This is a genomic window from Stutzerimonas stutzeri, assembly GCF_024448895.1.
Taxonomy (GTDB): domain Bacteria; phylum Pseudomonadota; class Gammaproteobacteria; order Pseudomonadales; family Pseudomonadaceae; genus Stutzerimonas; species Stutzerimonas stutzeri_Q.
This window is the reverse complement of sequence record NZ_JAMOIC010000006.1, coordinates 76,005-88,487: the sequence shown is the minus strand read 5'-3', so window position 1 is coordinate 88,487 and position 12,483 is coordinate 76,005. Positions and strand designations below refer to the sequence as shown.

Below are 12,483 nucleotides of genomic sequence, written 5' to 3'. Positions count from 1 at the left end.
CTACCTACAGGTCGAGCAGAGGCGGGTATTTCAGGTGGCGCGCAAACACCTCCATGAATTGCGGGTCCGCCCGGGCGCCCCAAACGGCCATGGCGTGGCCGGCGAGCCATAGCACCAATCCCGGCAGCCACAGCTGGAGGCCCAGCCCGACCACCGCAGCGGCGGTTCCATTGAGGATGGCCACGCTGCGGGGCGCGCCACCGAGGAGAATGGGTTCGCAGAGGGAACGGTGCAGGGGCAACTCGAACCCCGGCAGGTGCTGGCTCGGCTGGGTCATGTGAGCAGCGCCCCGCCTGCAAAGCTGAAGAAGGTCAGAAAGAACGATGAAGCGGCGAAGGCAATCGATAAGCCGAATACGATCTGGATCAGCTTGCGAAAGCCACCACTGGTGTCGCCGAACGCCAAGGCCAGCCCGGTCGCAATGATGATGATCACCGCAACGATCTTCGCGACGGGGCCTTGCACCGACTCGAGGATGAGTTGAAGGGGCGCTTCCCAGGGCATGCCGGATCCGGCTGCAAGCGCTGGCATGGCGGCGCCGAGAAGGCCGAGCAATATGCCGTGCCTGCTGAGGGTCGCCAGGTTCATGGCAAGGAAGTGGCGGGTCATGAAGGGTTTTCCTGGTGGGTGGCTTGGATTTGCGTGGATACACCGTTGGCCCCTACGAGCCGGTAGCCATGCCCGTCGTAGCCGAGGACTCTCGATAGCTCTCGCACACGTCGCTCGCGCCCGCGACCGTCGAGGAATACGATCAGGTCTACGGCGTCGGCGATCAGGGCGCGAGGGGCGGTGCGGGCGACCTCAAGGATCAATTGCTCGATGCGCAACAGTGCACCGAGGCTGGACCCGGCATGGAGGGTGGCAATACCGCCGGGATGGCCGGTACCCCATGCCTTGATCAGATCCAACGCCTCAGCGCCTCTTACCTCGCCAACGACGATCCGATCCGGCCGCAGGCGAAGCGTGCTGCGCATAAGGTCCGCCATGTCGACGATCCCAGGCTGGGAGCGCAGGGTGACCTGATCGCGAGCCGTGCACTGGAGCTCGACGGTGTCTTCGAGCACCAGCACGCGATCGTCCGTCTTGGCAACTTCTGCGAGCAGGGCATTGGCGAGCGTGGTCTTGCCGCTACTCGTGGGGCCGGCAACTACGATGTTGAGCCGCTGCTGCACGGCCTCGCGCAGGCAGTCGGCCTGCTGCGACGTGAGAATTGCTTCGGACTCGTATTGGTCGAGAGAAATGACATGCGCAGCGCGTTTGCGCAGGGAGAAAACGGGAGCAGGTGAGGCCGGGGGCAGGACGCCTTCGAATCGCTCGCCGCTCACGGGAAGCTCTGCGCTTACGAGGGGCCTTGCGCGATGCACCTCGCCGCCGACATGGGCCGCAACCAGGCGGATGATGCGCTCGCCATCTGAGGCGCAAAGCATGCCCAGCGGAGACCGGCCTGCACCGAGCCTGTCGACCCACAGCTGCCCGTCCGGATTGAGCATCACCTCGAGTACGTCGGGGTCTTCCAGCGCCCCTGTGATCTGCGGGCCCATGGCGGTACGCAGCATCTGGCTGCTTCGCTCCAGAGGGGAGCCAGTCGATGATGAAGCCGAGCGTGGCATCATGTTGGCTCGCCCCGTCCTGGGTCGGCCTCAGGACCCGCGCTGTCGGCAAATGAGCCGGTCTGGACATCATCAAGCAGGCGTCGCCCTTTTTGCAGCCGCCGCCCCAACTGTTCGACGAACTGCGAAAAGCGAAGACGGCCTTGAGCCCTGGCTGCATCCTGATGCGCTTCCGGTACGGGGGTGACAACCGTCAGGTAATAGCGCACGTAAAGCGCAACGGTCTCGATGAGGATGTTCTGGTCGCGTTCAAGGCGCTCATACTGGCGGGACAGTCGATCCAGGCGCTTGGCCATCGCGGTTTCTCGCTGGTCGCCAGACGTTGGTCCCAGCCAGGCGGCCAGTGCCGCGGCAACCAGCGATGATTTGGAGACGGCCTTTTTGATAGCCAGTTCGTCCAGGCGCCTGGCGTGTTCCGGTTCGATGAACAGGTTTAATCGAGTGCGTCTCATAGGATGATTCCGTCGTCGGGGTCCGGCAGGGCGGTCCAGGTTTGCCGGTTTGCGGACCGGTTTGGTTGGTGAGCCGAGCAGGACGCGTCTTGATCATCGTCCAGTAGGTTCAGGTCGCTGTCCGGGTCCTGGGCGGGCTGCGCCGGCGTCCACTGACGCAACGGCCCACCGTCCTCGTCATCGGCGTCAGCATCGGGCGCGCCTTCGGAAGACAATCGCGTACGTATCGCCGGCGCGATGAGGGCGGTCCAGTCATCCGGGCTGGGCGATGGAGCATCGATATAGGTGTCTGGCGCCAACCAGGGCGCCCGACACACGCGCCTGGTGAAGTTCGCGTCGTCGTAATAGCGAAGCTTCTGTGCACGGATCGGTGGATGCCCCGAAAGCATGACGACCGACTGGGCGGGTGGCAGCTGCATGACCTCACCCGGCGTCAGCAGAGCCCGAGCCGTTTCCTGGCGAGACACCATGAGATGGCCGAGCCAGGGAGCGAGACGATGGCCTGCATAGTTGCGCTGGGCGCGAATCTCAGTTGCCATACCAAGCGCTTCGGAAATGCGTCTGGCAGTGCGCTCGTCGTTGGTGGCGAACGTGACTCGAACGTGGCAGTTGTCCAGTATCGAATGGTTTTGCCCGTAGGCCTTGTCGATCTGGTTCAGTGACTGCGCAATCAGAAAGGCCCGCAGCCCGTAGCCGGCCATGAACGCCAGCGCCGACTCGAAGAAGTCCAGCCGCCCGAGCGCCGGGAACTCATCGAGCATCAGCAGCAGTTTGTGTTTGCGCTCGATGCCGTCCGCACCATCGAGCGACTCGGTCAGCCGTCTTCCGATCTGGTTCAGAATCAATCGAATCAGCGGCTTGGTTCGACTGATATCGGACGGGGGAACCACCAGGTACAACGAAACCGGATGCCGGGCAGCAATCAGGTCGGCGATGCGCCAATCGCAGCGTGAGGTCACGCGCGCCACCGTCGGGTCCCGGTAGAGACCAAGAAACGACATGGCAGTCGAGAGCACGCCGGAGCGTTCATTCTCGCTTTTGTTCAGCACCTCTCTGGCCGCGGACGCCACCACCGGGTGTGGAGACTCGCCCAGGTGCGTGGTGCCCATCATGCGATGCAGGGTCAGTTCGAACGTGCAGGTCGGGTCGGACAGGAAGTTTGCGACACCCCGCAGTGTCTTGTCCTCGCAGGCGTAGAGCACATGAAGGATGGCGCCGACCAATAGCGCATGGCTGGTTTTCTCCCAATGGTTCCTGCGCTCGAGCGCACCTTCGGGATCAACAAGGATATCGGCAATGTTCTGTACGTCCCGAACCTCGTGACTGCCTCGGCGAACCTCCAGCAGCGGGTTATAGGCGGCGGACGCCGGGTCGGTCGGGTTGAACAGCAGGCAGTGAGAGAACTTCGAGCGCCAGCCTGCCGTGAGCTGCCAGTTCTCGCCCTTGATATCGTGAACGACAGCGGAGGCCGGCCAGGAGAGAAGCGTCGGAACCACGAGGCCGACGCCCTTGCCCGAGCGGGTCGGGGCGAAGGCCAACACGTGCTCCGGGCCATCGTGACGTAGATAGCGACGTTCATGCAGACCCAGGAACACGCCGGAGCCCGTGGTGAGACCGGCCGCGACCACCTCGTCTGGCGTGGCCCAGCGAGCCGAACCATGGGTCGTGGCGCGCCGTGATTGTCGCGCTCGCCACAGCGCCATGCCGACCGCCACGATGAGCGACGCGCCGCTGCTGGCGGCAGCAATCGCTCCCGCGACATCGAATACATCGGGGGCGTACGGCCCAAAGAAAAACCACCAGTCAAACAGGCGCCAGGGGTGATAGACCGGTACGCCAAACAGATCGAACCAGGGCGTGCCTAGCCGATGCTGGTAGCCAAGCGCCGAGGCAGCCCACTGGGTCGCGCTCCAGGTGCCAAGCAGCACAGTGGACGACACCACCAGGATCTGTCCGTACAGCACGTTCGATGCCTGTTTCACCGCAGAACCACCCCCCGTTGTCGCGGCACTTAGCTGCGCCACGTACGGGAGGTTCGCCAATGCGCGTCAACCGTTCAAAGACCGTTTCGGTGGGTGCTGTGGCAGGAGCGGCAAGAAAACAAACGTGGGAAACGGCAGGCGTTAGGGGGCAGCATCAGTCATGCGCCAGCGTACCGCGCAATTTCTTGCTCAGATTTCGCTGAGGGTACTGACGCTGGATATCCGGCCGTTCCAAATCATTTCGAAGTGAGCGGTCTGGACGATCGAAGACACCGGCCTGGGCGTCATGAGTGCCCAGCAATCCGAGCCCGGCCTGCGCACCGATCGGTAGCGCAACCCTGGATATCCTCCCTCTTTGACGAGACGGCCCAGACGATGCCCGGCGCTGTAGTCGTCGGGATCGTAGACAGGATCGGTCACCGCGACAGCGGTCGCATCAAGCATCTCGCGTTCGTCGAACTGGCAAGCCAGGCCGCGAAAGACGAACCGCTCGTAGCTCAGCGCATCCACGTTCGACCAGTACCGGTCCTGGTGATACCGAACTTCGGCAAGCGCCGTGTCCATGGTGCTTGCCAGATACAGCACCCCATACGAGCCATCACTGAAGCGTGAGCCCGCCGGATTCACATGCGTAAATGGCGCTGTCGCATACGAGCAGCCTGGAATTCCAAATGGGATCTCGGAGCGTGCGATCAGCTCAAGGCGGCCCGTTTCATTCTGCAGGCGCGGGTTGGTTAGCGCCTGCAGCTGATAGAGGGTCTCGAATTCGTCTGCGTTGGCTACGTCGTCAAACAGCGCGATCGGCGGAAACTTCGAATTGACCAGCCGAAAGGCCTGGCGCTGGCCGCCCGGGCGCTTCGGTAGCTCGTTCGGAGCTACCACTGAGCGCCTCGCAGGCTGTCGATCCGGCGGTACGTCTCGTACAGCGAGATCATGTCACCTTGGGCCATTACCTCTAGAGGCGAGCGCCCGTTGAAGAACTCGTTGTGGTTCGCCATGGCCGCAAAGCCGTACACGTTCTCGGGATTGTCGAATATCAGTCGCAGCGCAGCGTGTATGTTCAGGATAAAGCTGACCCGTTGCATCTGGTCCGAGTCGAGGCTGACGGACCACTCCCGATTGCGCAACTTGGCGCGGGCGTGCGTGCTGCGCGAAACGCGCAGGATGTCGCACGCTTGCTCGGTGGTCGCCTGCCATTTTTCCAGAATGGCGACGGCGGCCCTAAGACCCGTAGCGCACTGGTCCTTCGTGAACGCCTGTGCCTGGGGGAATGCTGTCATGGCGGGAGGCTTCTCTGCTGTGTCTGTAGATACAAATATAGCACTCCTTGTATCTGCAGGCAAAAACAGCGGATCAATATGCTGCTCCCGTTCTGGTTCGTCTGAAACACGCCAGGTCATGACCGAGCCTCGCATACGCTTGGCGTCGCGTCGCAGGGTGTAGCTCGCGCATCGTCATGCTCATTACCGGTCACCCTGTCGATGAACCGATTCAACTGTTCGGAGGGTTCGCCGCTGCGCCTGACCAGAAAGGTGGTAAGGGTTGCCCCTTGGCCTGCGAGCGGACGGGCGACGACGTCGGGGTTGTTCAGTTCGGTTATGCGCGCCAAGCTCGAAAAGCCCAACCCGTAACCGGCTGCCACGAGGGCCATCATCAAGTCGAGCGTCGGCACTCGTTCAGCGATCGTGAGCCTAGACTCGATGGGCTTAAGAACACACAGCAACTGCTGCCAGAATCCCTCACACACCTGCGGGTCGCAAAGCACCAGCGGATGCCGCGTGAGCGCCTCGAGCGGAATGGTGCGGTGCGCCAGCAACTGGTGCCGAGCCGGTAGCGCCACAACCAGCGGGTCCAGCCAGACCGGAAGCGCGGTTAAGCCTTCCGCCAGGCCGGCACGCTGGGCAAGGCCGACGTCGAACAGGTCTTCCTGAAGCCCCTTAACCTGAGCTGACGATGGGACTTCGTGCAGGCAGATCTCAACGTCGGGATCCTCTTCTCGGCAGAGCGCCAGAAGCGCTGCCAGCCGTGATTGCGGTACGCCGTCAGACAGCGCGACGCGCAAGCGCCCACGGTAACCCGAGGCCGCGCCCTTGACGCTGGCCCGCGCCTGGTCGACGACCGCGAATATCCGCCTTGCCTCTGCCAGCAGAACGGTACCCGCCCACGTCAGGCGAGTACGGCGGGTGGTTCGCTCAAACAACTGCACACCCAGCTTGTACTCAAGATCCTTGATGATCCTCGACAGCGGTGACTGCTCGATGTGTAGCCGCTCCGCAGCACGAGCGAAATGCAACTCCTCGGCGACCGCAACGAAACAGCGAAGATGACGTAATTCCATGATTGTCTCTCCGGCCCGGTCAATGGTTGAGTTCAGGCTGGCTGACGCACCGCGAGCCTTCCTGGCGTCTCAGGTTCAGGATCTGAAGCAATGCACCCGCCAGGGCAACTGATCCCGCACAGGCGGCAAGCGACCACGTCGGCATCCGAAGCAGGAGGACGAAACCACCTGCTGCCGCACCGATGGCGCTGCCCAGGTAGAGCGCTGACTCGTTCAGGGCAATGGCAAGGTTTCCGTCTCCCTGCGCCTGCCGGGCCAGGATCAGTTCGTTGTTCTGTGGGACCTGAAGCGCCCAGCCAACCGCCCCCCAGACAACGATGGGGATAGCAACCAGCCAGGAACCTGACCCCGCAGCAAACGGCAGCAGGAAGAGCGATGCCGAGAGAATGGCCATAATGGCGAAGACCAGAACCGGTCCCCTGACGCGATCCACTATCGGGCCCACGAGAAAGCTGCCCAGCACGCCCCCGATGCCCCATATCCAGAGATAGGGCGTAACCGAGCGGACGGCGCCGTGGTCGGGGTCTGCGAGCAGCGGGGCGATAAAGGTGTACATGCCTAGGCTCGCGACGGCTGCCAGCAGTGAAACAAGCAGAATGGTCATGACGTGACCATCGGCAAGAATTGCCATCTTCTGCCGAAGTGAGCTCGCCGGCGCCGCCGGTAGCCGGGGCAGTCTAATCATCAGCCCGGCAAACGCCATCAGGCCGAGCAAGGTGACCAGCCATAGGGCTGCTTGCCACCCCATACGCTCGGCAATCATAAGGCTCAGGGGGACGCCCAGCACGACGCCGCTGGCCATCCCTCCCATAATGAGCGCAATCGACTTGCCGCGGCGCTCGGGCGGTGAGAGCGCGGTGGCAGCGCCGATTCCCATTGCAAGGTAGACACCGGCACCGATGCCGGTAACGGCCCGCCAGACGACCAGAGCCATGAAGTCCGTAGAGATGGCGCTTGCCGCGTTCGCCAGTACGAATAAGCCCAGTGCGATCAGGAGCCCGGTGCGCTGCCGGTCAGGCGGTGTCAGCGCTACGAATATCGGCGACCCGAGGCCATAAGCCAGGGTGAAGGCCGTAACAAGCTGCGCCGCGACGGCGACCGATACGGAGAACGATGATTCGATTAGCGGAATAAGCCCCGCTGTCACATAGGAGGCCATGCCCAGCGAGAACGCGCCGAGGGCGATCAGGTAGACGGATAGCTGGTGGTTGGGAGAGGGGTTGTTCATTGCAGACGCTCCACAAATTAGGGGGCGCAGCCCGCCGGGCCGCGCCCGGTCGGGTTACAGGTCGAGGGTGACGTCCTGTTCGGTCAGCCAGGTGTTCAGCCCAACCGCGAGCTCCATGCCCATGCGCTCATGCATGGGCGATGACGCGCCTACCGCTCTGTCCAGCGTGTGCTTGACCTTCGATACGTCCAGTAGCGCACGTACGGGAGCACTGTCGCTGGCCATGATGTGCGCCAGGGAAGTGCGTAGCGCCAGTTCGTAGGCAGGGTCCTGCGTTGATGGGTAGGGGCTCTTGACCCGATCGGCGATGGAGTCGGGAAGGAGGTCGCGTGTTGCCGCGCGCAGGATGCTTTTTTCTCGCCCGTCGAAGGCCTTCATTTCCCAGGGAATGTTGAACGCATACTCGACTAGCCTGTGATCGCAAAATGGCACCCGGACCTCAAGGCCGACCGCCATGCTCATTCGATCCTTGCGGTCGAGCAGCGTCTGGACGAACCGGGTCAGGTTGACGTAGCTCATTTGGCGCATGCGCCGTTCCGTGGTGTTTTCGCTCGCGAGGACAGGCGTTTCGGCTATTGCTTGGCTGTAGCTGTCCTGCACGAAGCCCGGCATATCCAACTGATTCAGCAGGGTGGAATCGAACAGGGTCTTGCCGTCGAAATACTTGCCCGTCACGGACGTCAGCCAAGGAAACGTTTGCGCCTCGATCGCCACCGGATCGTGAAACCAGCGATAGCCGCCAAAGACCTCGTCGGCGCTTTCTCCGGACAAGGCCACGGTGGAATGCTGGCGCACCCGTTCAAACAATCGGTACAGCGAAGGCCACATGTCGCCCCAGTAAGCGGGTGGCAGATCCAGTGCCTGTACGACCAGGCTGCGTAGGGCCGGATCGCCCAACTCGCCACTGTCGAGCACAATTTCGTTGTGGGTCGAGTGAATGCGCGCGACGAGGTCACGGACGTAGGGCGCATCGGGGGTGCCGCGCACGGCGTCGCGGGCAAATGCACTGCCGTGATCGACAAAATCGACCGAGAAAGAGCGGATGTTCTGCTTGCCGGCGGCCAACAGTTTTTTAGACGCCAGAGCCGTGATGATGGATGAGTCCAGCCCGCCGGAGAGCAGACTGCACAGAGGGACGTCCGAAACGATCTGCCGCTGGACTATGTCTTCAAGCAGGTCGCGCGTATACCGTATGGTCTGATCGAGCGAATCGGCGTGCTCGCGCGCCTCGAGCTGCCAATACCGACGGCGATGTGAGCCGTGCCCATTGAATCGTACGACCTCACCCGGCAGGACCTCGCGCATCCCCTCAAAGATGGCTTGTCCCGGCGTTTTCACCATCTCGAGCAGCTCGCGAAGCCCATCGGCCCGCACGGTACGCGGAACGAGCGGGTTGGCTAGCAATGCCTTGGGTTCGGACCCAAACACTACGCCGTCGGCCGTCTCATAGTAAAACAGCGGCTTGACGCCCATACGGTCGCGTACCAGCAGCAGTTCGCGGGTGCGCAAATCCCATAGCGCAAAGGCGTACATGCCGTTGAGTCGATCGACGAAGCTTTCACCCCATTCGACGTAGGCACGCAGGACAACTTCGGTATCGCTATGGCTCTCGAACCGATGGCCAAGAACCTTCAGCTCGGCACGGAGCTCACGGAAATTGTAGACCTCGCCACTATAGGTTATGGCCGCAGCTTCTAGGCCATCGTCACGACGAGCCAGCATTGGTTGGCGACCACCCTCAAGATCAATGATCGACAGCCTGCGATGGCCAAGCCCTATCGGGCCATCGATCCATAGGCCTCCCGCGTCAGGACCTCGCTTGGACATCGTCTCGGTCATTCGTTGGAGCGTGTCTCGTTGCGTCTGCATGTTTTGGCCGAACGAAAGCCATCCTGCTATTCCACACATGGTCTTCTCCTGCTGATCTATTAACCGAGGACTTCAAGGTCGCTGCTTTCAACCAGCAACGAGCGAGTCGCGCCGTGGTTGTAGCGTGCTGGCGCGGGCGTGCGGGCACGGCGCTCGAGTTCATTGAGCAGCCGTTGGAGGTCAAGCGATTCGTCCAGGCTGGCGAAGGGCGGGGCAGGGGGCTGCTGCCGCAGCGTGACCCACTGCAGCACCTGCTGGCAGAACTTCGAGAGCTTACTGAGCGTTTCTAACCCTGGTTGCACGAGAGAGACACGAAGGTCGTGCAGGACGAGTTCGCTGCCGTCGGTGTCGCGCATCCAGATCCGAAGATGGTCGTGATCCCATCGCGGTGTGTCGAAGGTCAGCCGCGCATGAATCAACTGGTCTTCCTGATCGACAAACGTGAAGTCGACCGTGCGCTGCCGAACCACGCTGACGAAGCTGCTATACCCGGCTATCGGCGTGTCACCGAGCGTTGCACTAAGCTGAACGGTGTCGAGTACGGCATCGCCTGATACCGAGAAGTCAGACCGGATGCCGATTGCATCGCTCAGGCGTAGCGGCCCTGCAGCTGGACAGATCCAGCTCAGAAGGTCCAGCGCGTGGATTGCTTCACTGGTAACACCGCAGGTTGGCCGATAGTCGTTGAGACGGTCCTTGCCCCAGTAAAAACTGGCGCGAACGGGTTGCCAGCCATGACGAGCGACCCAGTCGCGTAGCGCCTGCGTGGCATTCGAATAGCGCTCGATCAGGTTCAGCGCAAACCCGCGGACCTGAGCAAGTGCCGCTCCTACGCTCGCAAGTTCATCTGCCGGCGCCGTGAGCGGTTTTTCACAAATGACGAAGCCTTCGTACTCGGCCAGTTCGCACAAGACGCTCGCGTGGCTGATGTCGTTGACGCTGACCACCACGATGTCGGGATTGAAATCCTGCAGTGCGCCATCGATGCGATCGAAGTAGCGCAATGCCGTTGGCTTCTGCTGGCGCCCTACATAGGCGAGCGAGACCGAAACACCTGTTTGGCTCGCTGCATGTTCGAATGCGCGACGAAAACGATCGCCTGCGTAGCCCAGTCCAATGATCAGCACCTTCATGTCGGTACCTCCTGGCGGACCAGAAGGCACTCCCCGCTGGGTGCGAACCCGAGCTTGCCGTAGAGCCCGGACGCCCCGTCTGTGGTCTGTAGAGCAATGGTTGCCACGTCCCGATTGGCGAACCAGCGAAGCAGTACCTGCATCAACTGGTTCGCGATTCCGCGCCCGCGCCACGGCTGGGCAACCACCACCGATTGGACCCAACCGCTCTGGCCGTTGGGGTTTGCCGAGGTGGGCGCCCTCATATCAATGATGCCCGTCGCGCAGCCGAGTAGCTGCTTCGACGCTCGATGCTCGGCGACCAGGATCTGGACGTTGTCGTGTGTGCCAAGCACGCCCGCAAGCCAGCTCCTGTAGGCCGCACGCCACTTCGCTGCGTCCTCGGGGGTGCGGCTGGAATAGCTTGCTCCGGTGCCGTCCAGCAGAAGGGCCCTGAGTTCGGTCAGCGCGGCGATGTCGTCGGCCGTGGCGAGCCGTACTAAAAACAACGAGCTGGTCATCACGCCACCTCCGCTGCAAACGCTTGCGAGGCCAGCGGGATCGCGAAATGGTCGAACGTCTCGCGCAACGAAGCGGCCAGATGGTCGATCTGGTTCAGGTCGTGGTTGGGCGTTGCATTGACTCGGAAGCGTTCGGTGCCAACCGGAACCGAGGGAGAGTTGATCGGCTGCAGGTAGATGCCATGGACGTTCAGCAGACGATGCGCAGCCGCCTTGCAACGCTCGGCATCTCCAACAAGTACCGGTAGCACGTGCGTCTGGGAACAGCGCATGACCGGGATGTCATGCTGGCCTAGGCGTTCACGCAGCATGCCTGAGCTGCGATGCAACTGCTCGCGCTCGGCGGAGCTGGTCTTGAGATGCTCAATGCTGGCCAGGCAGCCGGCGGTGATGGCCGGAGGCAAGGAGGTGGTGAAGATGAATCCCGTTGCGAACGATCGAACCGCATCGATGAGCGTCTGTGTCGAGGCTATGTATCCACCGATCACCCCGATTGCCTTGGCCATGGTGCCTTGGATGATGTCCACCTGGTCGGCGACGCCAAGTTTCGCGGCAATGCCAGCGCCTCGAGGACCGTACATGCCTACCGCGTGGACTTCGTCGAGGTAGGTGAGTGCATTGAACCGCTTGGCGATCTTGACGATCTGCGCAATGGGAGCGATGTCGCCGTCCATGGAGTAGATCGATTCGAAGACAACGAGCTTGGGCCGATCGATCGGATAAGCCGAGAGGATCTGTTCGAGTTCGGCCACATCATTGTGACGAAAAACCCGGCGCTCGTTGGGCGTCGCACGGATGCCATTGACGATGGAGGCGTGGTTCCGTTCATCGCTGGCGACGACACAGTCGGGGATCTGCCTCAACAGGCATTGCAGCGTTGCGTCGTTCGACCCGAACCCGGTTGGAAAGACGAGTGCCGCTTCCTTGTCGTGCCAATCGGCCAGGCTGCTTTCCAGCCGTGCATACAGTTCATGTGACCCGCCGATATTGCGAGAGCCGCCGGAACCCGCCCCGTAGGTCTCGAGCGCCAGATGCATCTGCTGGCGTACAAGCGGATGCTGCGACATACCGAGGTAGTCGTTGCTGCACCACACCACGACTGGCGTGTCCGGCGCACCTTCGAGCTTGGCCAGCGGGTACTGTCCACAGATGCGACTCAACGTGGTGAACGTGCGGTACTGGTTGGAGGACTTCAGTAACTCCAGCTGTTGGCGAAGTATTGATTGGTACATCCATATTCTCCTGAACGGTCAAGGTCGCCATGGCGCGAGCTAGCCCTCTGGGTCGCGCCTTACAGGCGACAGGAGGTATTCTTAGTACCGCTTCGATAGGGTTACAATTTGACCGTTTATGCTATTACTGGAGGTAACC

13 protein-coding genes are annotated in these 12,483 nt (G+C 62.0%); all 13 read right to left on the bottom strand.

Annotated elements, in window-relative coordinates:
- Positions 1 to 4 precede the first annotated feature (4 nt).
- Positions 5 to 277 carry a VirB3 family type IV secretion system protein gene (locus NA619_RS09225; protein WP_255961563.1) on the bottom strand — a complete coding sequence of 91 codons (273 nt, stop codon included), beginning with the start codon at positions 275 to 277 and terminating at the stop codon, positions 5 to 7.
- Positions 274 to 588, bottom strand: coding sequence for a TrbC/VirB2 family protein (locus NA619_RS09220; RefSeq protein ID WP_423836820.1), 315 nt, complete (start codon positions 586 to 588; stop codon positions 274 to 276). Before NA619_RS09220 ends, NA619_RS09225 begins: the two co-directional genes overlap by 4 nt.
- A 17-nt stretch (positions 589 to 605) precedes the next feature.
- Positions 606 to 1,610: a P-type conjugative transfer ATPase TrbB gene (gene trbB / locus NA619_RS09215; RefSeq protein WP_255961756.1), complete on the bottom strand. Its 1,005-nt coding sequence runs from the start codon at positions 1,608 to 1,610 to the stop codon at positions 606 to 608.
- A complete protein-coding gene (locus NA619_RS09210; RefSeq protein ID WP_255961561.1) occupies positions 1,610 to 2,062 on the bottom strand; it encodes a CopG family transcriptional regulator in 453 nt (150 codons plus the stop codon). Before NA619_RS09210 ends, trbB begins: the two co-directional genes overlap by 1 nt.
- Positions 2,059 to 4,044: a conjugal transfer protein TraG gene (locus NA619_RS09205; protein ID WP_336605451.1), complete on the bottom strand. Its 1,986-nt coding sequence runs from the start codon at positions 4,042 to 4,044 to the stop codon at positions 2,059 to 2,061. Before NA619_RS09205 ends, NA619_RS09210 begins: the two co-directional genes overlap by 4 nt.
- Positions 4,045 to 4,233: 189 nt before the next feature.
- Positions 4,234 to 4,926, bottom strand: a complete 693-nt coding sequence (locus tag NA619_RS09200) for an RES family NAD+ phosphorylase (protein ID WP_255961560.1) — start codon at positions 4,924 to 4,926, stop codon at positions 4,234 to 4,236.
- Entirely contained in the window at positions 4,920 to 5,324 is a 405-nt protein-coding gene (locus NA619_RS09195; protein ID WP_255961559.1) for a hypothetical protein, read from the bottom strand. Before NA619_RS09195 ends, NA619_RS09200 begins: the two co-directional genes overlap by 7 nt.
- 116 nt (positions 5,325 to 5,440) lie before the next feature.
- Entirely contained in the window at positions 5,441 to 6,382 is a 942-nt protein-coding gene (locus NA619_RS09190; protein WP_255961558.1) for a LysR family transcriptional regulator, read from the bottom strand.
- Positions 6,383 to 6,401: 19 nt separating this feature from the next.
- Positions 6,402 to 7,610 (bottom strand): MFS transporter, encoded by a 1,209-nt coding sequence (locus NA619_RS09185; protein WP_255961557.1) that lies wholly within the window; start codon positions 7,608 to 7,610, stop codon positions 6,402 to 6,404.
- A gap of 54 nt (positions 7,611 to 7,664) precedes the next feature.
- Positions 7,665 to 9,518 carry an asparagine synthase (glutamine-hydrolyzing) gene (gene asnB / locus NA619_RS09180; protein ID WP_255961556.1) on the bottom strand — a complete coding sequence of 618 codons (1,854 nt, stop codon included), beginning with the start codon at positions 9,516 to 9,518 and terminating at the stop codon, positions 7,665 to 7,667.
- A gap of 20 nt (positions 9,519 to 9,538) precedes the next feature.
- A complete protein-coding gene (locus NA619_RS09175; RefSeq protein ID WP_255961555.1) occupies positions 9,539 to 10,612 on the bottom strand; it encodes a Gfo/Idh/MocA family oxidoreductase in 1,074 nt (357 codons plus the stop codon).
- Positions 10,609 to 11,112 carry a GNAT family N-acetyltransferase gene (locus tag NA619_RS09170; protein ID WP_255961554.1) on the bottom strand — a complete coding sequence of 168 codons (504 nt, stop codon included), beginning with the start codon at positions 11,110 to 11,112 and terminating at the stop codon, positions 10,609 to 10,611. Before NA619_RS09170 ends, NA619_RS09175 begins: the two co-directional genes overlap by 4 nt.
- Positions 11,112 to 12,344 carry a 5-aminolevulinate synthase gene (gene hemA / locus NA619_RS09165; protein ID WP_255961553.1) on the bottom strand — a complete coding sequence of 411 codons (1,233 nt, stop codon included), beginning with the start codon at positions 12,342 to 12,344 and terminating at the stop codon, positions 11,112 to 11,114. Before hemA ends, NA619_RS09170 begins: the two co-directional genes overlap by 1 nt.
- Positions 12,345 to 12,483 lie beyond the last annotated feature (139 nt).